21 protein-coding genes are annotated in these 25439 nt (G+C 70.9%); 17 read left to right on the top strand and 4 right to left on the bottom strand.

Annotated elements, in window-relative coordinates:
• The first annotated feature begins 318 nt into the window (after positions 1-318).
• From OG758_RS07565 to OG758_RS07530, 8 genes are all read left to right on the top strand, one after another.
• Positions 319-690, top strand: a complete 372-nt coding sequence (locus OG758_RS07565) for a hypothetical protein (protein ID WP_326709250.1) — start codon at positions 319-321, stop codon at positions 688-690.
• A gap of 11 nt (positions 691-701) precedes the next feature.
• On the top strand, positions 702-2285 hold the full coding sequence (locus tag OG758_RS07560) for a peptidoglycan-binding protein (RefSeq protein ID WP_326709249.1): 1584 nt from the start codon (positions 702-704) through the stop codon (positions 2283-2285).
• Between the two features lie 13 nt (positions 2286-2298).
• Positions 2299-2787 carry a protease inhibitor I42 family protein gene (locus OG758_RS07555; RefSeq protein WP_326709248.1) on the top strand — a complete coding sequence of 163 codons (489 nt, stop codon included), beginning with the start codon at positions 2299-2301 and terminating at the stop codon, positions 2785-2787.
• 19 nt (positions 2788-2806) lie between these two features.
• Entirely contained in the window at positions 2807-3247 is a 441-nt protein-coding gene (locus tag OG758_RS07550; RefSeq protein ID WP_326709247.1) for a hypothetical protein, read from the top strand.
• Between the two features lie 299 nt (positions 3248-3546).
• Positions 3547-3975 (top strand): aspartate 1-decarboxylase, encoded by a 429-nt coding sequence (gene panD, locus OG758_RS07545; protein ID WP_116506146.1) that lies wholly within the window; start codon positions 3547-3549, stop codon positions 3973-3975.
• A 30-nt stretch (positions 3976-4005) separates the two neighbouring features.
• Complete coding sequence (locus tag OG758_RS07540; protein ID WP_326709246.1) at positions 4006-4362, top strand: GNAT family N-acetyltransferase; 357 nt, start codon at positions 4006-4008, stop codon at positions 4360-4362.
• A gap of 4 nt (positions 4363-4366) precedes the next feature.
• The gene (locus OG758_RS07535; protein WP_326709245.1) at positions 4367-5017 is read left to right on the top strand and encodes an aspartate/glutamate racemase family protein; all 651 of its coding nucleotides are present in this window, start codon (positions 4367-4369) and stop codon (positions 5015-5017) included.
• Between the two features lie 48 nt (positions 5018-5065).
• The gene (locus tag OG758_RS07530; protein WP_100592938.1) at positions 5066-5524 is read left to right on the top strand and encodes a nitroreductase family deazaflavin-dependent oxidoreductase; all 459 of its coding nucleotides are present in this window, start codon (positions 5066-5068) and stop codon (positions 5522-5524) included.
• Between the two features lie 346 nt (positions 5525-5870).
• Here the strand turns inward: OG758_RS07530 and gndA are convergent, their stop codons facing one another.
• Positions 5871-7310 carry an NADP-dependent phosphogluconate dehydrogenase gene (gene gndA, locus OG758_RS07525; protein ID WP_326709244.1) on the bottom strand — a complete coding sequence of 480 codons (1440 nt, stop codon included), beginning with the start codon at positions 7308-7310 and terminating at the stop codon, positions 5871-5873.
• Positions 7311-7455: 145 nt separating this feature from the next.
• Here gndA and OG758_RS07520 point away from each other — a divergent pair, with 145 nt between their 5' ends.
• A complete protein-coding gene (locus OG758_RS07520; protein WP_326709243.1) occupies positions 7456-8427 on the top strand; it encodes an acetylxylan esterase in 972 nt (323 codons plus the stop codon).
• 131 nt (positions 8428-8558) lie between these two features.
• Positions 8559-9779, top strand: a complete 1221-nt coding sequence (locus tag OG758_RS07515; RefSeq protein WP_326709242.1) for a transglycosylase family protein — start codon at positions 8559-8561, stop codon at positions 9777-9779.
• Here OG758_RS07515 and OG758_RS07510 read toward each other — a convergent pair.
• Complete coding sequence (locus tag OG758_RS07510) at positions 9769-10800, bottom strand: DMT family transporter (protein WP_326709241.1); 1032 nt, start codon at positions 10798-10800, stop codon at positions 9769-9771. The genes OG758_RS07515 and OG758_RS07510 overlap by 11 nt on opposite strands.
• 221 nt (positions 10801-11021) lie before the next feature.
• Between OG758_RS07510 and OG758_RS07505 the strand changes: the two genes are divergently transcribed.
• Entirely contained in the window at positions 11022-11762 is a 741-nt protein-coding gene (locus tag OG758_RS07505) for a (2Fe-2S)-binding protein (protein WP_406428606.1), read from the top strand.
• Between the two features lie 35 nt (positions 11763-11797).
• Here the strand turns inward: OG758_RS07505 and tnpB are convergent, their stop codons facing one another.
• Positions 11798-13255: an IS607 family element RNA-guided endonuclease TnpB gene (gene tnpB / locus OG758_RS07500; RefSeq protein WP_326709240.1), complete on the bottom strand. Its 1458-nt coding sequence runs from the start codon at positions 13253-13255 to the stop codon at positions 11798-11800.
• Positions 13252-13788 carry an RNA-guided endonuclease InsQ/TnpB family protein gene (locus tag OG758_RS07490; RefSeq protein ID WP_382746520.1) on the bottom strand — a complete coding sequence of 179 codons (537 nt, stop codon included), beginning with the start codon at positions 13786-13788 and terminating at the stop codon, positions 13252-13254. Before OG758_RS07490 ends, tnpB begins: the two co-directional genes overlap by 4 nt.
• Positions 13789-13947: 159 nt before the next feature.
• Between OG758_RS07490 and glgA the strand changes: the two genes are divergently transcribed.
• From glgA to OG758_RS07460, 6 genes are all read left to right on the top strand, one after another.
• On the top strand, positions 13948-15111 hold the full coding sequence (gene glgA / locus OG758_RS07485) for a glycogen synthase (protein WP_326709239.1): 1164 nt from the start codon (positions 13948-13950) through the stop codon (positions 15109-15111).
• A gap of 69 nt (positions 15112-15180) precedes the next feature.
• On the top strand, positions 15181-16401 hold the full coding sequence (gene glgC, locus OG758_RS07480; RefSeq protein ID WP_326709238.1) for a glucose-1-phosphate adenylyltransferase: 1221 nt from the start codon (positions 15181-15183) through the stop codon (positions 16399-16401).
• Positions 16402-16554: 153 nt separating this feature from the next.
• Positions 16555-18900, top strand: coding sequence for a GH92 family glycosyl hydrolase (locus tag OG758_RS07475; RefSeq protein WP_326709237.1), 2346 nt, complete (start codon positions 16555-16557; stop codon positions 18898-18900).
• A 158-nt stretch (positions 18901-19058) separates the two neighbouring features.
• Positions 19059-20465, top strand: coding sequence for a wax ester/triacylglycerol synthase family O-acyltransferase (locus tag OG758_RS07470; RefSeq protein ID WP_326709236.1), 1407 nt, complete (start codon positions 19059-19061; stop codon positions 20463-20465).
• 304 nt (positions 20466-20769) lie between these two features.
• On the top strand, positions 20770-24429 hold the full coding sequence (locus OG758_RS07465) for a S8 family peptidase (RefSeq protein WP_326709235.1): 3660 nt from the start codon (positions 20770-20772) through the stop codon (positions 24427-24429).
• A 46-nt stretch (positions 24430-24475) separates the two neighbouring features.
• Complete coding sequence (locus OG758_RS07460; protein WP_326709234.1) at positions 24476-25435, top strand: TrmB family transcriptional regulator; 960 nt, start codon at positions 24476-24478, stop codon at positions 25433-25435.
• Positions 25436-25439 lie beyond the last annotated feature (4 nt).

The raw sequence follows: 25439 nt of genomic DNA, 5'->3' as shown, positions 1-25439 counted from the left end.
TCACCTCCCTTTCGCCCCGACGTGACGTGACCGGGATCTCAGGGCGCAGAGCCCCGGAAGAATCCCACAGCGGACGACACCGTGACGGGAGTCCAAGCACCGAAGTGCGTCCGCGAGAGATAGGCCACCCCTTCCCTCGAACGCGCCGCACGCTACGGCGAGTTGCAACCGATCGCCCGGGCCCGGATGAGCGCCCAGGCGCCCGGTGGGGCGGTGATGTGGAGGAGGTGTGCGTGGCGGACGACGCGTGAACCTTCATATAAACAGTGCGTGTTAGCCTGCCCGCGGTCGTGATCGAACGCATACGGGGGAGGCACGGTGGGCTCGGACGGCTACCAGGTCAAGGCAGGTATGACCGGCCAGGCCCAGCAACTCGACGACGCCGGCACGGACATGGACGGCGTCAGCTCGGCCGTCAAGGCCCGCACGAGTTACTCGTACGGCGATGTCGGCGGCGACGACGCCGCGTCGGCGCTGAACGCGTTCGTCAAGGCCTGGGAAGCGGAGGCCAAGACACTGGCGTCGGCGTTGCACGAGCTCGGTGGCAAGGTGCAGTTGGCCAAGAAGACCTACCACGGCACCGACGGCCTGGTGAAGACGCGCGCGGACAGCGTCCCCGTCGGCGGCACGAGCAGCCTCACCGACACATCGACGCAGGGCGGGCGCGCCTCGGCCCTGTCGAGCTACTGAGGAACGGGCCGGTGTCTTTCTTCTCCTCTCCTCTCGACTCCCCTTCCTTCCGCCTCGCGTGGCTCGCCGGGCTGTCCAAGAAGATGCTCGGTGCCGGAAGCAAGAACGACCTCCTCGACCTGATCGACGACGCCCTCTCGGTGCCCGAACCGGGCGGCGACCAGGGCGTGCTGGAGGGCCTGGCAAGTCTCTACCGCGGCCAGGTCGACCCGGTCGGCAGCGTCTTCGACGAGGTCGACCGGGTGGGCCGCAAGGGCCTTCCGGAGGTGTGGGTCGGCGACACGAGCGTCCTCGCCTCCGACGTGGTGAACGCCGCCGGACGGTCCGCGACCCAGATGAGCGAGGCGTTCCAGGGCTGCGCGACGGTGCTGCTGACGTTGGCCGACGCGATCGGCGCCGCGCAGCGCAAGGACGAGCAGGGCCGCGGACAGCTGCTGGAGCAGAAGAAGACGCTCGGCGGCAAGGACGGTTTCTTCGACGACCTGCACGAGAACGACGAGGAGGAGTGGGACCGCAAGAACGCCGCCCACTTCGGCTCCTACGCGGTCGACCTGATGCACACCGCCGTCTCCGACGCGCAGGAGGCCACCCGCGTCGCGGCCCGGGACCTGAACAAGTGGGCCGCCGAGGCACGGGCCGGGAAGATGGAGACCAGCGAACTCACCGCCGTCGACAAGCTGATGCTCGCCGACACCGGCGTCGCGGGCGCCGACACGGAGCTGAACGAGATCCTCACGGCCGGCGACCTGGCGCGCGCGTCGACGCGTATGGACCTGCTGAACCTCGACGACGAGACGGCCATGGAGCGGATGCTCGCGAAGGCGGACAACCCGCAGGAGCGGGCCTACCTGATGAAGGCCCTGGCCGCCGGCCACAGTGTCGCCGAGATCGGGACGTTCCAGGACAAGATCCACGGCAAGGACCCCGACTGGCTGCGCCGGCATCTCACTCCCGTGGTCACCGCCACGGACAGCATGAACGACGAGGGCCTGGCGTCGGACGGCGGTAACAACAACAAGGACGACGTCTCCTTCGACGGCCAGCGGTGGATCCAAGGCGGCGACGGCTCCGAGGGCACCTGCGTGGCCTCGTCCACCGTCACGTCCCGCGCCATGGTCGACCCTCTCTACGCGCTCGACCTCACCGGCGGCCCCGACGGACAGCAGGACGACCCCGACGCCTTCAAGCAGCGCCTGGTGGCCGAACAGCACCGGCTGCACACCGAAGGCGACGGCGGCAAGAACTGGGGCGGCATGGGGTCCGAGGGGCAGGAACGGATCAACGACACCGCCGTCGGCAGCGCCACCGGCAGTGACTACCAACGTCAGGACCTGAACAGCGCCGACGACCGCAGGGCGGTCCTCGCCGACGTCGAGAAGTCGGTGGCGCAGGGGCGGCCGGTGCCGGTCGACGTCTCGGGCAAGGAGGGCGCCCACGCCATGACCATCATCGCCCAGGAGGGTGACATGCTTCAGGTGTACAACCCCTGGGGCACGACCACCTGGGTCAGCGAGGACGACTTCATCAACGGCCACATGGGCAAGGCTTCCACCAGTGATCTCCCCAACGCGTACAGCGTCTATCTTCCGCGGTAGCAGGGGCGGTGCCGTGATCGCGGCGACCGCGCTCCTCGCTCTCGCCACGGGCTGCGGCTCGGGCAGCGACGAACCGGCCGGCGGTTCCACGAGCCACCCCTCGGGCACCACGAGCCACCCGGTGAAGGACACCAGCATCACTGCCGAGCCGGGCGAGCGCTTCACGCTCACCGTCGACCAGAACGCCTCCACCCGCGAGTACTGGTACCTGGTCGACCCCGAGCCCGACAGCTCGGTGCTGATCAGCCGCGGCCAGGACTCCGCGTCGGACTCCGGTGACGAGCCGGTGGCCGGCGCCGGCGGCAGGCTCACCTTCACCTTCGAGGCCAAGGGCAAGGGGACCACCCGATTCACGCTGCTGCACTGCACTTTCACCACCTGCCAGGGCAACACCTCCGCCCGGCCCCCCGAGACCACCGCACCCTCCGCCACCCCGACCACGGGGACGGCCACCCCCTCCCAGGCCCCCGAGCGCATCACCTACACCGTCACCGTCGACTGAGCCGCAGCGGACCAGTCAGATGAGACGAGACACCCGAGGCCCCGCCATGAACGACGACGCCCCGTACCCGCCGGACCGCACGGACGACGAGCTGGCCCGGCTCGACATCACCGTCCTGCTGCGTTACGGCCTCACCGCCGCGCCCGGCACCCGGCGCACCACCCTGTTCGGCGACGGCGCAGCGGCCGCAGCCGTCATCCTCGACCGCCTCGGCACCGAGCCGCGCTCGGTCGCCTTCCTCGCCGACACCGTGCGCGCCGGCGGACTCGCCCGCGCCGCGGAGCTGCCCGAGCCCCTGCCCCACCGGGAGGCGGCCGTCCTCGTACGGGAGTGGCTGCGGGCCGGCACCGAACTCGTGGGCGGGATCGCCGCGGACGACACCGCGGCCGCCTGGCTGCACGCCGTCGCGACCATCATCGAACTGAAGCAGCTGACCCGGGCGCGGGGCCTGAGTACGTGATCTGAGTTGCCGATCCGAGTACGGCGACGGGTGTGGGGCCACCGGGCTTGATGTGTCGTCAACTAGGGCAGCCTCTGATCAGCATCAGTCCCCGCACGTTCCGAGACGGGTGTCCGAACAGGCGCTTGGCCGACGACGTCACAACAGCCTGGTTCGCGCGGAACCGCAGGCAGGAGCCCTCTCCCCGGAGTGAACCGACGTCTCGTCACAATCTTCTGGTCCGACGTGTGCCGGTGTAGAGTGCAGAACGCCCTTGACCTGCAAAAAGGCGGGCAGGGAGCGAATTTCGGGAGTGCTGAATGCTGCGCACCATGTTCAAGTCCAAGATCCACCGCGCCACCGTCACCCAGGCCGACCTGCACTACGTCGGGTCCGTCACCATCGACCGTGACCTTCTCGACGCCGCCGACCTGCTGCCCGGCGAGCTCGTTCACATCGTCGACATCGACAACGGCGCCCGCCTCGAGACGTACGTCATCGAGGGCGAGCGGGGGAGTGGTGTCATCGGGATCAACGGGGCCGCGGCCCATCTCGTGCACCCCGGTGACCTCGTGATCATCATCAGTTACGCTCAGGTCGACGACGCCGAGGCGCGTGCCCTGCGGCCCCAGGTCGTGCACGTGGACCGGGAGAACCGGATCGTGGCCCTGGGCGCCGACCCGTCCGAGCCGGTTCCCGGCGGGGACACGGAGCGCAGCCCTCAGGCGGTGGCGGCCACCAGCGGCTGACCGTCCCGCCGCAGACACGAGGAGACCCCCATGAGTGACATCGAGATCCGCGACGAACGGGACAAGGGTCTCCTCGTGGCCACTGCGGCGGGAGAGCCCGAAGGTGCCGTCTTCGGGTACATCGAGTACTTCGTCCTCGACACGCCCGAGAGAGCCCTCGTGCCTGTGCACACCGTCGTGGAGCACGAGCACGAGGGCCGGGGCATCGCAGGATCGATGGCCCGTGAGCTGTACGCCATCGCCGCCCGCGAGAGCATCGCCGTCGCGCCCCTGTGCCCGTTCGTCGTGGAGTGGGCCGCGCGCCACCCCGGAGAGGCCCCCGTCGCCCCGCCCGAGCTGCTCGACGCCGCGCAGCGCGCGCTCGCCGACGACCCGGCCAAGTGGTGACCGCGTGACCCTCGCTCTCCTGCACACCTCCCCGGTCCACGTCCCCGTCTTCGACGCCCTGCGCGACACCGACCACCCCGGTCTCGCCCTGCGCCACGTCGTGGACGAGGGCCTGCTCGAACGGGCCAGGGCCGCCGGGCCCGACGCCGTCGCGGACGACGTGCGCGTGCTGCTCGAAACCGCCGTGGCCGACGGGGCGGACGCCGTGCTCTGCACGTGCTCGACCATCGGCGGCGTCGCCGAGGCCCAGTCCGCCGCCGTCGGCGTCCCCGTCCTGCGCGTGGACCGGCCGATGGCCGCCGCCGCGGTCGAAGCCGGGCGGGTCGTCGCCGTGGTCGCCACGCTGGAGAACACCCTCGCGCCGACCGTCGCCCTCGTAGAGGAGGAGGCCGCCCGCGCCGGCCGCCCCGTCGCCGTACGCACGGTGCTGGTGGCAGGGGCCTGGGAGCGTTTCGAGGCCGGTGACCGGGACGGGTACCGGGACCTCGTTGCCGCCGCCGTGGACGCCCTCACCGATGTCGACGTCGTCGTGCTCGCCCAGGCCTCCATGGCACCCGCCGCCGACCGGACCACCGCGACGGTCCCTGTCCTCTCCAGCCCCCGCCCCGGCCTGCGCGCGGCGGCGGACAACACGGCCTACGCTGAGCCGAGTTGAACGCGTTGAACCGCATGCGACCGGTTTGAGCTGAACGAGGAGAGTCAGATGGCCCAGGACGAGACCGGCACCGACGTCGTGATCAGCCCCACCGGCTGGGTCGCCGAGCAGGCCCGCCTCTACGAGGAGTCCGGCGGCACCGAGGGCACCACGATCCCCGGCCCGATGAGCGCGCCCTGTCTGCTGCTCGACTACCAGGGGCGTCACTCCGGTAAGTGGCGCCGCACGGTCCTGATCTACGACCGTGACGGCGACGACTACCTGATCGTCGCCTCGAAGGGCGGCGCCGACCAGCACCCCGAGTGGTACCTGAATCTGGAGGCCAACCCGGACGTGCGGCTGCGCGTCGAGACCGAGCGGTTCGCCGCCCGCGCCGAGACCCTCTCCCAGGAGGAGAAGGCCAGGGTGTGGCCCCATCTCGTAGAGATCTTCGCCCCGTACGCGGACTACCAGAAGAAGACCGAGCGGGACATTCCCGTCGTACGCCTCACCCGTATCAAGGGCTGAGCGTCGGCGGGGGCGGTGTGTGGACCCGGCGGGCGTGGGCACGCGTGCCGGGAGACAGTGGCAGGGACCGGCTCGCGCCCCGCCGGAGCGCGGCCGGCCTCCGACCCCCCAGGAGGAATCGATGACGCATCCCTTCCCCGACCCCGTCACCCCGCCGACGCCGGGGCCTGACGTCCCCGATCCCGGGCCGTTCCCGGCCCCGGTCCCGACGCCTCCGTCGCCCGGCCCGGGTCCCACGCCGCGGCCATCGCCGCCCCCGCCGTCCCCGGGCCCGCCGAACCCCGACCCGGCTCCGGCGCCGCCCGAGCCGGAGCCTTCACCCATGTAGCGGCACGGCCCCGCGTGCCTACGCCGACACCTCGGACCGGTCGCCGCCCCACAGCGTGTGGAACGCGCCCTCGCGGTCCGTGCGGCGGTAGGTGTGGGCGCCGAAGAAGTCACGCTGGCCCTGGGTGAGCGCGGCCGGGAGGCGGTCGGCGCGCAGCGCGTCGTAGTACGCGAGCGCGGCGGCGAAGCCGGGCGCCGGGACGCCCTCGACCGTCGCGGCGACCAGGACGGCACGCCAGTCGTCCTGCGCCGCGCCGATCTCCTGCGCGAACGTCTTGTCCGCGAGGAGGCTCGGCAGGTCGGGCCGGGCGTCGTACGCGGCGGTGATCCGGTCGAGGAACGCGGCCCGGATGATGCAGCCACCGCGCCAGATCGAGGCGACAGCGCCCAGGTCGATGTCCCAGTCGTACGCCTCGCTGCCTGCCGTGATCTCGTGGAAGCCCTGCGTGTACGACACGATCTTCGACGCGTACAGGGCCTGCTCGACCCGGTCGGCGAATGCCGCCGCCTCCGGTTCGCTCAGTGCGGTCGGCGTCGGGCCCGCCAGGTCCTTCGAAGCGGCGCGCAGGTCCGCGTGGCCGGACAGCGAGCGCGCGAACACAGCCTCGGCGATGCCCGACACCGGGACGCCCAGGTCGAGGGCGATCTGCACGGTCCAGCGCCCCGTGCCCTTCTGCTCCGCCTCGTCGACGACGACGTCCACGAAGGGCTTGCCCGTTGCCGCGTCCACGTGCGACAGGACTTCGGCCGTGATCTCGATCAGGTACGAGTCGAGCCGGCCCGTGTTCCACTTCCGGAAGATGTCGGCGATCTGAGCGGGGGAGTAGCCCGCCACGTCGCGCAGGAGCTGGTAGGCCTCGCCGATGAGCTGCATGTCGGCGTACTCGATGCCGTTGTGGACCATCTTCACGAAGTGGCCGGCACCGTCCGGGCCGACGTGCGTCACGCACGGGGAGCCGTCCTTGGCCTTCGCGGAGATCTTCTCCAGCATCGGGCCGAGTGCCGCGTACGACTCCTCGCTGCCGCCCGGCATGATGCTCGGCCCGTTCAGGGCGCCCTCCTCGCCACCGGAGACGCCCGTGCCGACGAAGTGGATGCCGCGCTCGCGCAGTTCGCGCTCGCGGCGCCGGGTGTCCGCGAAGTGCGCGTTGCCGCCGTCGACGATCATGTCGCCGGGCTCCAGGAGCGGCGCGAACTCCTGGATCACCGCGTCCGTGGGGTCACCGGCCTTGACCATGATCACCAGGCGGCGCGGCCGTTCCAGTGCCGCCACGAACTCCTCCGCGGTCTCGGTGGGGACGAACTCGCCCTCGCCGCCGAACTCCGCCACGAGGTCGTGCGTGCGGGACGCGGTGCGGTTGTGCAGGGCGACCGTGTAGCCGTTCCTGGCGAAGTTCCGGGCGAGGTTGCGCCCCATGACAGCGAGCCCCGTGACACCGATCTGGGCTGACTTGCTCATGCCTGTCGCTCCTGACGTAGGGAGATGATCGTTCCTGTTCATTTGTAGCGCGGTGAGGCGTACCGTGACGCTGCGACGCTCTCTCGAGCCCTCAGGACTCGCTGCGGAGGTCTCTACGGATGTCTCTACGGAGAAGGAGCTGCCCGTGCCTCATTTCGACCTGCCGCTCGACGAACTGAGGGCCTACCGGCCTGCGTTGACGCGGCCCGAGGACTTCGACGCGTTCTGGGAGAAGACCCTGGCCGAGGCGCGTGAACACGACCTCGACGCGCGCTTCGTCCCGGTCGACGTGCCGCTGTCCGCGGTCGACGTCTTCGATGTTACGTACGCCGGGTTCGGCGGGCATCCGGTCAAGGGCTGGCTCGTCCTGCCCGCGGGGACGACCGGGCCGCTGCCCGCCGTCGTCGAGTACATCGGCTACGGAGGCGGGCGCGGCCTGCCGCACACGAACCTGATGTGGGCCGCGGCCGGCTTCGCGCACTTCGTCATGGACACCCGCGGCCAGGGGTCCGGCGGCCGGGTGGGCGACACCCCCGACCCGGTCGGCAGCGGACCCGCGCACTCCGGCTTCATGACGCGCGGCATCGAGGACCCGCACGAGTACTTCTACCGGCGCGTCTACACCGACGCCGTGCGCGCCGTCGAGGCGGCCCGTTCGCACCCCCTGGTCGACGCGTCGCGCGTGGCGGCCCTCGGCGGCAGCCAGGGCGGCGGCATCACGATCGCGGTCGGCGGCCTCGCGCCCGACCTCGTCGCCATCGCGCCCGACGTGCCGTTCCTGTGCCAGTTCCCCCGCTCGGCCACCCTCACCGAACGCCACCCGTACCGCGAGATAGCCCTGTATCTGAAGGCGCACATCGGTGCCGACGAGCAGGTCTTCCACACGCTGTCGTACTTCGACGGCGTGCACTTCGCGGCGCGCGGCACCGCGCCCGCCCTCTTCTCCGTGGCGCTGGAAGACCAGACCTGCCCGCCCTCCACGGTCTTCGCGGCGTTCAACTCCTATGCCGGCCAGGACAAGACGATCAAGGTGTACACCTTCAACGACCACGAGGGCGGCGGGCCCTTCCACCAGGCCGCCCAACTCGACTGGTTGCCGGCGAGGTTGCGCGGCTGATACGCGAACTACGCCTGGGGAACGCCCCCTTGGCCCCTCTTGACTGGCCGTGTCACCCCTGTGCGGGTCTTGTCATGACAGTGCCGGAGCGGCAAACTTGCCGCTTCTGACGTGTGTCTGAGGGGGCTTCCATGGCCGTACGCGGTCGGCATCGCCGGTATCAGCCGAACCGGATCAACCGGGCGTCGCTCACCGTCACCGCGGGCAGCGCGGGCATGGCGATCCCTCTCATCGGCGCGGGCGTGGCGCACGCCGCCGACGCGAACACCTGGAACAAGGTCGCGGCCTGCGAGTCGAGCGGCAACTGGAGCATCAACTCCGGCAACGGCTACTTCGGCGGACTCCAGTTCACGCAGTCGACCTGGGAGGCGTACGGCGGCACCGCCTACGCCGCGCGCGCCGACCGCGCCACCAGCGACCAGCAGATCGCCGTCGCCGAGAAGGTCCTCGACGGGCAGGGACCCGGCGCCTGGCCGGTCTGCTCGGCCCGCGTCGGCCTCACCCGCGGCGGCGACACTCCGGGACCGCACACCGAAACCGTCCGGCAGAAGCCCCAGCGGACAGTGAAGGACGTCAAGCCCGAGGTCACACCCCAGTCGACGGCGGGCACCGCCCAGATGTACACGGTGGTCGGCGGCGACACCCTTTCCGGCATCGCCGACGCCCGCGAAGTGCCGGGCGGCTGGCGGAAGTTGTACGAGGCGAACCGCCGCACCATCGGCTCGGACCCCGACCTCATCCTGCCGGGACAGCGGCTCGCCCTGCACCCGGCGGCGAAGCCGGGCGGCCCGGCCGCCCCGCAGAAGCGCGAACGGCAGGCCGAGAAGCCCACCGAGAAGCACGAGAAAACCGACAGGAAGAGCGACCAGAAACGGGACACCGCCCCCGCGAAGAAGACCGGTACGGCCACCGCCACCCGGCCGCGGACCGAGAAGCCTGCCGCGTCCCAGGACGTCACCGCCCCCGTCTCGGCGAGCCTCGGCACCCCGTACCACGCGGCGGGTTCCTCCTGGTCGAAGGGCTACCACACGGGCGTCGACTTCGCCGTGTCCACCGGCACCACCGTCAAGGCCATCGCCGCGGGCCACGTCGTCTCCGCGGGCTGGGGCGGCTCGTACGGCTACGAGGTCGTGATCCGGCACGCCGACGGCAAGTACAGCCAGTACGGCCATCTCTCGGCGCTCAGCGTGAAGGCGGGACAGCGGGTCGTGGCCGGCCAGCGCATCGCGCGCTCCGGCTCCACGGGCAACAGCACGGGCCCGCATCTGCACTTCGAGGTGCGGACGGGGCCCGGCTTCGGTTCCGACATCGACCCGCTGGCGTATCTGCGGGCACACGGCGTCAGGATTTGATGCGCTCGTCGCGAGGGCTGTACCACTCGTCATAGGGCCCGGCCTTGCCCTTCCGACCCCGCGGGCCGGCCTCCCGCGCGGGCGCCCCGACGCGCCGGACCAGCGGCTCGCCGTCGGTGACGGCGCGCGGTGACGTCGGCGTGGGCTGAGAGGGCAGCGCTGCGACGACCGACTCGGCCACCGCCTTGCGCGACCCGCTGATCCGCTCCGTCGTCAGCAGGATCAGGCCGCCCGCGGCGACGACACCGCACGCGAGCGCGAGGACGGTGCCCGTCGTGCCGTATCGGAACGTTTCGCCGAACAGAGTGAGACCGACCGCCGCCGCGACCACCGGGTTCACGACGGTCACCGTGGCGAGCGGAGCCGCGAGGCCCGCGCCGCGGTACGACGCCTGGGACAGGAGCATGCCGGACGTGGCGAGCGCCGCTATCACCAGGAAGCTCGAGAACTGGGCGAACGTCCCGTCCTCCGTCCACTCCACCGCCACGGACTTCGTGAACACCGAAGCGATACCGAACGCGACACCGGCCCCGCCCGCGAGCAGGATGCTCCGCACGACGGGGTGCCGGTGCACGGCATGGGCGAGCGTCATCAGAGCGAGGACCGTACCGGCCGTCACGAGAGCGACCATCAGCCGCTCCGTGCCTTCGAGAGACTGCTCGGACGCCGACCCCGTGAGAGAGAGCAGACCGGCGAGACCCACCGCGGCCATGATCGCGCCACGCCAGGCGGTGGCCCCCGCCTTGCGGTGCACGAAGAGCGCCGCCATCGGCAGCGCGAACACGATCGTCAGCGCGCCCAGAGGCTGCACCAGACTCAGCGGACCATACGCCAGAGCCACCACGTGCAGAAGCGCGCCCAGACCGTTGAGCGCCACCGCGCACCACCACGCCGGACGGCGCAGCGGCGCGTACGCGTGCTGGGGCGTGGAGACCGCGACCCGCTCCTGGAGGATCGCGCCGCCCGCGTAAGCGACCGCGGAGACGAGGGAGAGGAGCACGGCCAGCGTGAGTGCGCTCATCGGCCGCACCTCACAGTGCGGCAGCGCATCCCGTGGCGCGGCGAACGGTCGGTTTCCATACCTCTACGATCTCTCTTTCCGACGCCCACGTCGTCGTACCTGAGCACGCATTGGGTCCTACTGCCGATGGAGTACGACCCGCCCCCGGTCCTCCACCCGATGGGGGACACGAGGTGCACCCCACCCGTGACCTGCGGACGCCTACTTGCTGTACTGAAGCCGTGACAGCCCACATCGACCTGCGCGAACTCGGCTCCCTCGGCGGATTCTTCGCTCTGCGCGACAAGAAGGACGAGGAGAGTGACCTACCGACGCTGCGGCGCGCCTATCAGAGCGACGCACCGATCCGCGACCCTCTCGCGTACCGCGTCGACAAGGTCGCGCGGGCACTCTCCGTACCCGAACCACGCGTCGCCGTGTCCATCGCCCAACTCGGACTCGCGGCGCGCCTGTGGTCGCTGACACTCGGCAGCGCCGCCCTCTTCGGACGCGTCCCCGACCTCGACCCCGCCCTGCTGCACTGGAACCCCGACGCCAGCGCGCCCGACGACCTGTTCCTCGCCGGTACCCGGCAGCTCCCCGCCGACAGCACACACATCGCCGAGCTCGTACTCGACCGCCACCTGGCACCGCTCTCAGCCGCACTGCGCGCCCGCTACCGCGTCTCGGCCCCACTGCTGCGCGGAAACGCCGGATCCGCACTCGCCGGCGCGGCCCGCGAAATCAGCCGCTGGGCGCGCCGCGCGGGGCGCCCCGACGTCGCCACCCGCGCCCGCCTCCTGACCACGGAACTCTTCGAGGACCCCCGCCTCGCCGCGACCGGCACCCGCACCGGCACCGCCTTCCGCCGCACGAGCTGCTGCCTCATCTACCGCACCCCGGGCGGCGGCCTCTGCGGCGACTGCTGCTTCGAGGGGCCGCCGCAGCACTCTTCCGTTGCTCAGAGCCTCGGTAGCTCATAGCATTCCGGGTATTGCGGCCCGGAAGGTCCGTCTCGTCACCAGAGCGTGAGTGCTTCGGCTTGGGTACGGTCTCTCGTTTCCGTCTGCCGTTGGTGCGGCAGGGTTGCGCCACCTGCCCGCCCGCCCGTGGCCTTGCGGCTGCGGGCGGTTGCGCGAGTCTTACGGTCGGCTCCACGAGGCTTCGACGCCGCCGGGGCGGTGTCCTGGTCTCCGGCCACTCCGGTACCAGATACTGCGGCTGCCGCGAGGGCTGCCAGGTTGAGCGCGGCGTTTACGTCCCGGTCGATGACCAGACCGCACCCGTCGCACTCATAAGTTCGCACGTGCAGCGGCAGCTTGACTTTCACTGCGCCGCACTCGGAACAGGTCTTCGAGGAGGGGTACCAGCGGCCCGCGACCACGAGGCGGGTGGCGTGGCGCTGGCGGGTCTTGTAGTCGATCTGGTGGCGGATCCGACCGAATCCGGCATCGGCGATCCGGCGGGCCAGGCGCCGGTTGCGGAGCATCCCGGCGACGTTGAGGTCCTCGACCACGATGGTCCCGTACTCGGCCGCGACGCTCGTGGTGAGTTTGTGCAGGGCGTCTTCGCGCAGGTTCGCTACGCGGTGGTGGACCTTGTTCCGCTGGGCGTTGGCCTTCTCCCACCGCTTCGAGGGCCCCTGTCCGGTGCGTCGGTCGGGGCCCTGGCGTCGGGAGACGACACGGCAGGCGCGGCGTAGCTGCTTGCGTGCCCGGTTGTAGTGCCCAGGGTTGGCGACAGCACGGATCTCGCCGGTGCTGTCGGCCATGACAGCCAGGGTCTTCACGCCGAGATCGATCCCGACCGCCGCCTCCGGCCGGGTGACCCGGGCGAGGTCCTGCTTCACCTCTACCTGGACGGAGACGAACCAGCGCCCCCGCTCGTGCCGCACCGTTGCGGACAGAACCCTGGCCTTTTCGGCCTGGAGGCGGGTGAGGAGTTTGACGGTGGGCTCACAGGTGCGGATCGTGCCCAGCCTCGGCAGCGTGACGTGCCGGCCGTCGGCATCGACGCGGATCGTGCCGGTGGTGAACCGGCAGGCCAGGCGCGCCTTCCGCTTCGACTTGAACCGCGGCGCACCCATCTTTTGGCCGTGGCGCTTGCCCTGCTTGGACTTGGCGTAGTTGTCGAACGCGGCCGACGCGTTGGCCAGCCCGGTGGAGTACGCCTCCTTGGAGTTCTCTGCCCACCAGTGCGCGAATCTGGGGTCGGTGTGCTTGGCCGCGTTGAATGCCTTGCGCAGCGACGGCAACGACCACGGCCGCCACTGCGTCAGCCCGGCCTCGGGCACGCCGTACGTCTCCTCGGCCTTGCGCTGCCACCACGAGGCGCTCACCCAGCCCACAGCCCAGTTGTACGCGGCACGTGCGGCGCCACAGTGCGAACGCATCGCCACCTGCTGTGCGGCGTTCGGGTCCAGAGCGAAGCGGTACGCCTTGACCACGAACCCGGGCTGCGGCCGGAACTTGTTCACCCGTCGGCCTCACCCGTCGCCACGGCCACCGCACGGGCGGCCCGGCTCTTCGCCGCCCGCCGCCCGTACAGGCGCGCGCACATCGACGTCAGCACTTCGGTGACCTCGCGCACCAGGGCATCGGCCTGTTCGGTGGGGTCCAGGACAACCAGGCGACGCCCAGACGCGGACAAGGAGGCGGTGTACTCGGCGGACTTCCGCGACTTCTTGCGGCTTTTGAAGCGCGGATATTGGGCCGGCTTGCCGAAGAAGTGGGCAAACGCTCCTTGCAGGTGCCGCAGCGCCTGCTGAAGCGGAACCGACGACACCTCGTTCAGATACGCCAGTTCCTCGGTCTTCTTCCACGCCGTCAGCATCGCGGAAGTCTGGCTGTAGTTGACCCGCTCCTGCCGCGCCCACGCCTCGGTCCGAGCGGCAAGCGCCATGTTGTAGACCTTCCGCACGCATCCAAACGTGCGCGACAGCTCCGCTGCCTGCGCATCCGTCGGATAGAAGCGGTACTTGAACGCCCGCTTCACATGGCTCGTGGTCACACTCGCAAACTACCTTCGCCACACGAGACGTTCAAACCCGCGGGTCAAAGCAATGCGATCCACCTTGGCGCCGAAGCCCAGCCCGTTGCCCGTTGCCCTGCTCCACAGAAATCCGATTCCTTTCCGCCCTGAAGGGCAGAGTATCCACGGAGGTATCCGATGAGAGTGGGGCTGCTGACCCGGGAGTACCCGCCGGACGTCTACGGCGGCGCGGGCGTCCATGTCGAGTTCCTCGCAAGGGAGTTACGCTCCCTCGTCGACCTCGATGTGCACACCTGGGGCGAGGGCGGAGCCGAGGGGCTGCGCCGGCACCGCGCCTGGCAGGCGCTCGACGGGGCGAACGACGCCCTGCGCACCTTCTCCGTGGACCTGTCCATCGCCGCCGCGCTCGAAGGCCGCGAACTCGTCCACTCCCACACCTGGTACGCCAATCTGGCGGGACACATGGGCAAGTTGCTCCACGGCGTCCCGCACATCGTGACCGCGCACTCGCTCGAACCGCTGCGCCCCTGGAAGGCCGAGCAACTCGGGGGCGGATACGCTCTGTCGAGCTGGGCCGAGCGCACCGCCGTGGAGGCGGCCGACGCGGTCATCGCCGTCTCCGGAGCCATGCGCGACGACATTCTGGCCTGCTATCCGGCGATCGATCCGGCGAGGGTCCGCGTCGTCCACAACGGCATCGACTCCGCCCTCTACCGTCCCGATCCCGCCACGGACGTCCTCGCCCGCATCGGTGTCGACCAGGAGCGCCCGTACATTGTCTTCGTCGGACGCATCACGCGGCAGAAGGGTGTTCCCCATCTTTTGAGGGCGGCGAAGGAGTTGGACCCGTCGGCGCAGCTGGTCCTGTGCGCAGGGGCCCCCGACACTCCTGCCATCGGGCGTGAATTCCGCACCCTGGTGGACGAGTTGCGCACCCTGAGGAACGGTGTCCACTGGATCCCGCAGATGCTGCCGCGCACCGAGGTGGTCCAACTCCTGACTCACGCGAGGGCGTTCGTCTGTCCTTCGGTGTACGAGCCCCTCGGCATCGTGAACCTGGAGGCGATGGCGTGCGGCACCGCTGTCGTGGCCTCCGCTGTCGGTGGCATCCCTGAGGTCGTCGCCGACGGGGCGACCGGCCTCCTCGTGCCCTATGAGGAGCGGGATCCGCGGGCGTTCGAGAGCGGGCTCGCGCAGGCCCTGAACCGGCTGGTGGCCGACCCTGCGGAGGCGTCGCGGATGGGTGCCGCCGGGCGTGAGCGCTCGGAGCGTGAGTTCGGCTGGGACACCGTGGCCCGGCGCACGGTCGATGTGTACGACGCGATCCTCAAGGCGAAGTAGTCCGTCGAGAAGGTGAAGTAGTCCGTCAACAAGGCCAATTGGATCCTCAAGGTGAAGCTGGGGGCTGGGATGCGCGGTGGACCTTCGGTGCTCGGGATCGTACTGGCGGGCGGGGAGGGCAAGCGCCTGCTGCCACTCACCGCCGACCGGGCGAAACCTGCGGTCACCTTCGGCGGCACGTACCGCCTCGTCGACTTCGTCCTGTCGAACCTCGTCAACGCGGACATCCTGCGCATCTGTGTCCTGACGCAGTACAAGTCGCACTCGCTCGACCGGCATGTGACGACGACCTGGCGCATGTCGAGCTTGCTCGGCAACTATGTCACGCCCGTCCCGGCCCAGCAGCGTCTCGGTCCGCGCTGGTACCTCGGCAGCGCGGACGCCATTCTCCAGTCCTTGAATCTGGTCCACGACGAACAGCCCGACTACATCGCGGTGTTCGGGGCCGACCATGTCTATCGCATGGATCCGCGCCAGATGCTCCAGCAGCACATCGAGAGCGGCGCGGGTGTCACGGTGGCGGGCATCCGTGTACCTCGCGCGGACGCCTCGTCGTTCGGGATCATCACGCCGGCCGGTGACGGCACGCGCGTGGACCGCTTTCTGGAGAAGCCGGCCGACCCGCCCGGCATCCCCGGCTCCCCGCATCAGGTGTTCGCCTCCATGGGCAACTACGTCTTCACCACGAAGACCCTCATCGACGCGTTGCAGCAGGACTCCGAGATGCCCGACTCCGTTCATGACATGGGCGGTTCGATCCTTCCGATGCTCACCGAGCGCGGCGTCGCCCAGCTCTACGATTTCGACGGCAACCACGTCCCCGGGGAGACGCCCCACGAGCACGGCTACTGGCGGGACGTCGGCACCCTCGACGCGTACTACGAGGCCCACCTCGACCTGCTCTCGGACAAGCCCGCCTTCAACCTCGACAACCGGCGCTGGCCCATCTACACACACCCCGGGCAGCTGCCGCCCGCCAAGTTCTGCGCGGGCGGCATCGCGGGCCAGTCGATCGTCAGCCCGGGCTGCGTCATCCGCGGCCAGGTCACCCGCTCCGTCCTGTCCCCGGGTGTCACCGTCGAGGAGGGGGCCGTCGTCCAGGGCTCGGTCCTGCACGACAACGTCCGGATCGGCAGGGGTGCCGTGGTGCGCGGAGCCGTACTCGACAAGAACGTGGACGTCCCGCCGGGCGCGACCATCGGCGTCAACCCGGAGCGGGACGCCGAGCTGTACACCGTGTCGAAGGGCGGGGTGATCGCGCTGGGCAAGGGCCGGCAGGTCGTGGGCTGACGGTTCCTGACATCTCGTCGGCGGGTGCCCTGTGCCGTGCCTCGGCCGCAGGCTCCCGCTGTCGTGTCCCTTGACGAGTACACGCAAGCGACAGAAGAATGATCGCGCTGCGCTTTGACAACGTTGTCTAGAACTCGAGGAGGCGGTCTCGCCATGAGATGGACCCAACGGCTGCGCGGAGCGGGGACGGCGGTGGCGGCGGCCGCGCTCCTGGGCGGTGCGCTCGCCGTGCCCTCGGCCCAGGCGGCCGCGGCCTCCGACGAGGGCCGGCTCACCGATCTGGTCAATCCGTTCATCGGTACCGAGAACGAGGGCAACACCTACCCGGGCGCCGCCGTGCCCTTCGGCATGGTGCAGTTCTCGCCGGACACGGGGCACAACACGGGTTACGACTACTCCGAGAACCACATCCGCGGCTTCTCCACCGTGCATCTGTCCGGCGTCGGCTGCGGCCTCGGCGGCGATCTGCCCGTGCTGCCCACGACCGGCGACATCACGTCGACCGACTACGGGAAGTACGCGGCCGAGTTCAGCCACGACGACGAGAAGGCGAGCCCGGGCTCGTACAAGGTTGGCCTGAAGACGGGTATAGAGGCCGAGCTGACCGCGACGAAGCGGACGGGCGTGCAGCGCTACACGTTCCCCGCCACCGACAAGGCCAACGTCCTCATCAACGCCGGCCAGTCGCTGCACAAGACCCTGAACACCAAGGTCGAGATACTCGACAACCGCACCGTCCGCACGGCCATCACGGGCAGTGGCTTCTGCCAGGACACCAAGCCGTACACGGTGTACACGATCACCCGCTTCGACCGGCCGTTCAAGACCTCGGGCACGTGGAAGGGCGACGCGGTCACCGAGGGCTCGAAGGAGTCGACGGCCGGCGGTGAGCGCAGCGGCGCGTTCGTGCGCTTCGACACCTCCAAGGACCGCAGCGTCGAGGCGACCACGGCGATCTCGTACGTCGACGCGAAGGGCGCGGCGCTCAACCTCCGTTCCGAGGGCGGCCGTTCGTACGACCGCGTCGAGCACGCCGCGCAGGCCGCGTGGGAGGACCGGCTCGACGACGTCAAGGCGCAGGGCGGCAGCGACACGCTCCGCCGCACCTTCTACTCGTCCCTGTACCGCTCGTTCCTCGCGCCGAACATCGGCAGCGACGTAGACGGCCGCTACACCGGCTGGGACCAGAAGATCCACCGGGCCAAGGGCTACACGTACTACCAGAACTGGTCCCTGTGGGACACCTACCGCACGCAGGCGCAGCTCCTGTCGCTGCTCGCGCCGCGTGAGTCCCGCGACATGGCGATCTCCGTCATCAAGATCGACGAGGAGAGCGGCTGGCTGCCCAAGTGGGGCTACGGCACGGTCGAGACGAACATCATGACGGGTGACCCGGTCACCCCGTTCCTCACGAACGCCTATCAGCAGGGGCTGCTCAAGGGGTATGAGGAGCAGGCGTACCGCGCGCTGAAGAAGAACGCCGACGGGGTCCCGCCCGCCGACTCCGCGCCGGTCGGCCGTGAGGCCAACAAGGAGTACATCGCGGACGGCTTCGCGCCGTACATCAAGGACCGCGCGCATGTGAAGCCGGGCGATTCCGACTACGACCACGGCGCCTCCGCGACCCTGGAATACGCGCTGTCCGACGCGATGCTCGGGCAGATGGCGAAGGACCTGGGGCACAAGGACGACGCGGCGCGGTACACGCAGCGGGCGCAGAACTACCGGAAGATCTTCGACAGTTCGACCGGCTTCTTCCGGGCGCGGGACGCGGCGGGTACCTTCACCGGCCCGGCGGACCCCGCCAAGAGCGAGGGCTTCCACGAGGGCACGTCCTGGCAGTACCAGTGGCTCGTCCCGCAGGACCTGCCCGGCATGGTCGGCCTGATCGGCGGCACCGAGGCGGCCAACGACCGCCTCGACTCGTTCTTCGCGTACGACCAGCTGGTGCAGGACCCCGCGAAGACCGCCCGTGAGGTGTGGGTCAACGGTCCGTACGACTACTACAACGCGGACAAGTACAACCCGCAGAACGAGCCCGACCTGATAGCGCCCTACACGTACCTCTCGACCGGCCAGCCCTGGAAGACGACCGACGTCGTGCACGCGGCGCTCACGCTCTTCACGGACGCCCCGACCGGCATGACCGGAAACGACGACCTCGGGACCATGTCCGCCTGGAACGTCCTGTCGTCGATCGGAATCTTCCCGGTCCAGCCCGGCACGGACACCTGGGGCCTGTCGACCCCGGTCTTCGAACGGGTGGACGTGACCCTCGACCGGCGCTACTACCCGAAGGGCCGCCTCACGGTGAAGGCTCCGGGGACGTCGGACTCGGCGCGGTACATCCAGTCGGCGCACACCGATGGAACCGCTTTGGGTAAGACGTATCTGACGACGGACGACATCCGCGGGCTGCGGGAGCTGTCCTTCACGGTCGGCGACAGGCCCTCCACCTGGGGCACCTCCGCAGACGCGGCGCCGCCCGCGCTGAAGTAGCGGCACCACACGCCCCACCGGCACCACGAGACCCGCCCCTTCATTGATGGGGCGGGTCTTAATCTGTTGTTTACTGTGTGTAGCTTGATCGTACTTGACCGTAATCACCGGAGAGCGGTTGACTGCTTTCCCCAGTCGTCGACGCGAGAGCGGCCCCAGTGAACTCTCAGCAGTCCCAGCACTCTCGGCCCGCGCCGAGCCCGGACCTCCTCGCGCCACTCGACCTGGCGTTCTGGAACATCGAAACCGCCGAACACCCGATGCACCTGGGCGCGTTGGGGGTGTTCGCCGCGGGGTCGCCGGGTGACGCCCAGCACGCGGTGGAGCTCCTCGCCGCCCGCGCCCCCGCCGTCCCCGGACTGCGGATGCGTATCCAAGGGGTGCGGATCCCCGTGGGCGGCGCGGCGCGCGTGCCCGTACCCGACTTCGACCCGCTCGACCACGTACGGCTCAACGAGCCCACCGCGGACTTCCACGCGGCGGCCGGTGCCCTGATGGAGCGGCCGCTCGACCGGGCAAGGCCTCCGTGGGAGGCACATGTCCTGCCGGGTGCGGACGGCGCCTCGTTCGCCGTCCTGTTCAAGTTCCACCACGCGCTGGCCGACGGGCTGCGGGCGCTGACGCTCGCCGCCGGGGTGATGGACCCGATGGACCTGCCCGTCTCCCGGGCGGCGCCCCCCGCCGAGGCACCCGGCGGGTTCCGGCTGCCGTTCCCCGGCATGCGTGACCTCCGGCTCGGCGACCTCGACCCGCGCAAACTGCCCGGCCTCCTGCGGGACAGTGCCTCCAGCGCCGTCACGGCCCTCGACATCGGCACCTCCGTCGTCCGCGCCACCTGGGACGTGCACACCTCGGCCGCCTTCTCCTCGAACGCCACCGGCACCCGCCGCACGGAGGGCGTCGTCCTGGAACTCGACGATGTGCACCGGGTCCGCAAGACGGTCGGAGGCACCGTCAACGACGTCCTCATCGCCGTCGTGGCCGGGGCTCTGCGGCGCTGGCTCGACGAGCGCGGCAACGGCAGCGAAGGGGTGCGCCCGCGGGCCCTGATCCCCGTCTCGCGGCGCCGTCCCCGTACGGCCCACCCCCAGGGCAACCGGCTCTCCGGCTACCTGGTGAAGCTGCCGGTCGACGAGGGTGATCCGCTGGCCCGGCTGCGCTCGGTCCGTACGGCCATGGACCACAACAAGGACGCGGGCCCGCAGCGCGGCGCGGGCGCCGTGGCGCTGCTCGCCGACCATGTGCCGCCGCTGGGCCACCTGATCGGCGGGCCCGTCGTCGCCCAGGCGGCCAGGCTCCTGTTCGACATCCTGGTCACGAGCGTGCCGCTGCCGAGCCTCGGCCTGCGGCTCGGCGGCTGCCCGCTCACCGAGGTCTACCCGCTCGCTCCGCTGGCCCAGGGCCAGTCCCTCGCCGTGGCCGTGTCCACGTACCGGGGGCGTGTGCACTACGGCCTGGTCGCCGACGCCGCCGCGGTCCCCGACCTGGACGTGCTCGCGACCGGCATCCGCGAGGAACTCGCGGCCCTTGTGCGGGCCTGCGAGGTGGAGGAGCGGCCCGTCTGACAGGGGTGGGCCGCCCGTCGCGTGGCGGCTTGGCGCCACGGCGCCTTTCCGCCCGCTCCGGGCGCCCCGCACGGGCCTCCGCGCTGGAATCCTTCCGTCCATCCGACCAGGTGGACAAGGGAGTTGGACAGTGCCCTCTTCGTGGCAAGTGCCCTCTGCGCGGCCCCCGATACACAGCTCGACAGAAAGACCCGGCTCCGCAGAAAGACCCGGCTCGGCAGACGGACCCGGCTCCACGGCCGGTTCGCCACGCGGCGCGAAGCGGTCCGCACGGCGCGGCAGATGGTCGGCGGCGGGCGCCTCGGTGCTCGCCGCCCTGCTCGTCGGCGCGGCGATACCCGCGACCGCCGCCGGGGACGCGCCCGTCTTCGCCGACCCGGGCGCCCAGGCGACCCCGACCGGCGGCCGCACCGTCACTCTCCTCACTGGTGACGTCGTCACCTACAGCGGCAGCGGCAACTCGCTGCAGATCGAGCGGATCGTGCCCGGCGAGGGGCGCGAGGGCATGGGCTTCACGCGCCACCACGTCGACGGGCACGAGTACGCCGTACCGATCGACGCCGCCGAGCAGATCGAGCGCGGTCACGTCGACCAGCGGCTCTTCGACGTGACCGAGCTCGTGGCGTCGGGATACGGCGACGGGGACACGAGCGCACTGCGCCTTGTCGTCGGCGACGCGCCGTCCGTCGCGGGCGGGCCCCGGGCGCCCGAGCACGCGCGCGTGGCCGACCGGTTCGACACCGCGCGGGCCGCCGTGCTCTCTGTGCCGAAGAAGAACGCGGGTGCCGTCTGGGAGCAGCTCGCCACCACCTCGTCCGCCGCCCGCTCCGCCGGCATCGGCAAGGTGTGGCTCGACGGCCGGGTGAAGGCCAGCCTCGACGAGTCCGTGCCGCAGATCGGCGCCGACGAGGCCCACCGGCGCGGCGCCACCGGCAAGGGCGTCAAGGTCGCGGTCCTGGACACCGGCTACGACAAGGGACACCCCGACCTCAAGGGCCGGGTGGTCGCCGAACAGGACTTCACCGAGGACGGTGAGGGCGTCCAGGACCACCAGGGCCACGGCACCCACGTCTCGTCGATCGTCGCCGGGACGGGCGCGGCGTCGAGCGGCCGGTACGCGGGCGTCGCCCCCGGCGCCGACCTCGTCGAGGGCAAGGTCCTCGACAACAGCGGCCGCGGCTACGACTCCTGGATCATCGCCGGCATGGAGTGGGCGGCCGACCAGGGCGCCGGCATCGTCTCCATGAGCCTCGGCGCGGACCGCGCTTCGGACGGAACCGACGCGATGTCCGCAGCCGTCGACCGCATCTCCCGCGAGCACGGCACCCTCTTCGTCATCGCCGCGGGCAACACCGGCGACCGCACGATCGGCGCGCCCGGCGCCGCGGACGAAGCGCTCACCGTCGGCTCCGTCACCAAGTCCGGGGCCCTGTCGTCCTTCTCGTCGCGCGGCCCGCGCGAGGGCCGCTGGGCGGTCAAGCCGGAGATCGCCGCGCCGGGCAGCTCCATCGTCGCGGCCCGCGCCGCCGGTACCCTCGGCGACGCCGCGGTCAGCTCCTCGTACGCGTCCCTGTCCGGCACGTCGATGGCGACGCCCCATGTCGCGGGCGCGGCGGCGCTGCTCAAGCAGAAGCACCCGTCCTGGACCGGACAGCAGCTGAAGTCGGCCCTGGTCGGCGCGGCGGCCGACGTGCGGGGCACCACCGTCGACGAGACGGGCGGCGGGCTCGTCGACGTACCGGCGTCCCTGGATGCCAAGGTGACGGCCGCACCCGCCACGCTCGCGGCCCGCGCGTCAGGCAGTGACGAGACCCGCGAGATCACCTGGACGAACACCACCGGCAAAGCGGTCCGCCTCCACGTCACCTCCGACAGCAACCTGATGAAGCCCGGTCAGGAAAGCGTCACCGTCCCGGCGCGCGGCACCGCCACCACCACGGTGCGCCTCGCCCTCGCGCAAGCGGGCGCGGGTGCCTCGCTCGGCGGGCACGTCGTCGCCGACTGGCCCGGCAAGGGACACGTGAGCGTCCCCGTGTCCGTGACGGCCGACGACGAGTCCGGAGTCCTCACCCTCACCGGGCCCGCCCCGCGCGAGGGCGCCGAAGACACCTCGACCACCGTCGTCGTCCAGAACGAAAAGACCGGCGATTCCCTGCTCACCGGCGTCAGCGGCACCGGATCTCGCAACGCGACGCTCCCGCGCGGCAGTTACCGACTCCTCGTCAGCACCTGGGAGTACGACAAGGTCGGCAGGACCGTCGTGGGCCTGACCGCGATCCACTCCGTCCGGCGCGTCACCCTCGGCGAGAACGCCACCGTGCGGCTGTCGACCGACGGCGCGAAGCCCGTACGCATGGGCGTCGACGACGCGGGAGTGCGCACCACCACCAGCGGCGCGACCGGCCTCGTCTCCTCGCTCGGCGGCGCCGACACCGGCCTCGTCGCCACCAGCGCCGCGGGACCGTACGCGGTGCAGGTGGTGCCGACCCCCGAGGGGGAGACCTACGACGGACTGATGCTGTTCGGCGGCACGTCCTGGCAGCAGCGTGAGATCGACGCGCACGAACCCGGCGGAAAGCCCCAGGACCTCGGGCTCCAGCTGTCGCAGTACAGCATCTACCGCTGGACGGGCAGCGTCACCGGCAAGGTGACCGACATCGGCGGCGGCACGGACGAGGAGCTCGCCGGCAAGGACCTCAAGGGCGCGATCGTGCTGTGGCAGCCCACGAAGTCCTCGCCCTCGGTCAACAACCCGATCTACCAGAAGCTCACAGACGCGGGCGTCGCCCTGATCCTGTACCAGGGCTACGGCCTGTCGGTGTACAAGCCGACGCCGATCGCCGCCGTGAACGCGGAGTCGATGCCGTTGCTGAAGGACCGGCTCGCCCAGGGCCCGCTGACGCTGACCGTCGACGGCGTCGACACCTCCCCGACCGCGTACTTCCTCTTCCACAAGAGCGACGGCGCGATCCCCGCTGGCGCCGACTGGTACGACCGCCGGGCGGACCTCGCCCGCATCCGCACCACCGAGCGCACCCACGGATACCCGGGCGACCCCAAGGGCCTGTACGCCTGGACGACCTGGCACGGCTTGCGGCTCGTGCAGCAGATGGCGCGCTACCGGGTGCCCGCCGCGCAGGACGTCTACGTCACACCGGGCGTGCCGTGGACCACGGCGACCTTCCACTACCAGTACGACGTCGGCGACGCCGTGTTCCCGCTGGGCACCCTGCTGACCGCGCCTACCGTGTACGAAGCGGGCCGCACCTACGCCGACGACTGGATGTCGGCGCCCTTCAACCCGGCGCCCGGCGACAGCTCCGTCGTGCGGGACGGCGACAAACTACGGGTCGCGTTCCCGGTGTTCTCCGACGCGGCCGGGCACCAGTCCGAGTACGCGCCCCAGGCCGACCAGGGAACCACGGTCCTCGCCGCCGACGACGGCACCGTCGTCGACAGGAACGACCGCCCGGGCCAGGCCGTGTTCGACCTGCCGCGCGGCGACCGCTGGTACCGCCTCACCATCGACGCCCAGCGGGACGGCGGCGACCCTGTCACCTGGCAGCTCGGCACCCGCGTCACCAGCGAGTGGCGTCTGCGCTCGGGCCACGCGGCACACGCCACGCCCGCCCGGCTCGTCGACCTCGACTACGACCTGCCGCTCAGCGGCACCAACTCGGTAGGAGCGAAGGACGACTTGACATACACGGTCGGCGCCGCGAAGGGGGACAGGCCCGTCACCTCGCTCAAGGTCTGGTACGCCACCGACGGCGCCACCTGGCACCGGGCCACCGCGGTGCGCGGTGACGCAGGGCGCTGGAAGGTGACGGTCCCGGCCGCCGGTACGGCCAAGGTGTCGCTGCGCACCACAGCCACCGACACCTCCGGGGCCGCACTCACCGAAACCCTGACCGACGCCTACAACTCGGGCTGCCCCGACATGTGGTGCGACGAGCAGGGCTGATTTCGGCCCTTGATCAGGACCGGGCCCGTTGAGCGATGATCGGTGCATGACCGACGCACCAGGATCGCTCGGCGGGCTCGGCCTCGACGCCGACGAGGAGAAGCTCTACCGGCGCCTCGTCGAAGAGGGGCCCGCGGACGCGGGACCCGACCCGGCCGCCACCCGGCTCCGCGCCCTCGGACTCGCCGATGAGGCCGACGGTCTGCTCACGGCCGTATCACCCCAACTCGCCCTCACCGAACTGGTGCTGACCCAGGAGCGCGCCGTACTCCAGGCCAGGGCAGGGGTCGAGGAGCTCACCGAGATCTTCCGCAGGCGCACCGCGACCGCCGGCCCGGCCCTCGAAGTGGTGCGGGGACGCGAGCGCGTCGGGCGCCTCATCCAGCACCGGCTGCGCGGGGCCCGCGGCGACGTCCGCTTCTTCGCCAAGCCGCCCTTCGCCGTCATCGGCGTCCAGGACACCAGCGACGCCGACGAGGCGGACCTCAGCCGGCGCGGCGTCCGCGAACGTCTGGTCATCGAGCGCGCCGTCCTCAACGAACCCGGGGCTCCCCAGGAGATCCGGGCCTCCCTCGACCGGGGCCAGGAGATCCGGTTCACACCCGAGCTGCCCTGCAAGCTGCTCATCACCGACGACGACCTCGCCGTCGTCCAGCTCGACGCGAGCGGGGGCGACCGGGACGGGGTCCTGCTGGTACGCCCCGGCGGGCTGCTCACCTCCCTCATCACACTCTTCGAGCTGCAGTGGGAGCGTGCGGTGCGGCTGCGCGAGGACGGCGCGGGCCGGCTCACGCCGAGCCCCGCCACGGCCGACGAACTCCCCGACGAGGAGGACCGCAGACTGCTCGCCCTGCTGCTCGCCGGGCACACGGACGCCTCCGCCGCCCACCACACGGGCCTCGGCCGCCGCACCGTGCAGCGCCGCATCCGCCGCCTGATGGACCTGGCGGGCACCGACTCGCGCATCCAGCTGGGGTGGTACGCGCGGGACAGGGGGTGGCTGTAGGGGG

Source organism: Streptomyces sp. NBC_01474, assembly GCF_035918215.1.
Lineage (GTDB): Bacteria > Actinomycetota > Actinomycetes > Streptomycetales > Streptomycetaceae > Streptomyces > Streptomyces aureus.
The sequence above is the reverse complement of the archived record's forward strand: the minus strand, read 5'-3'. Positions and strand labels throughout refer to the sequence as shown.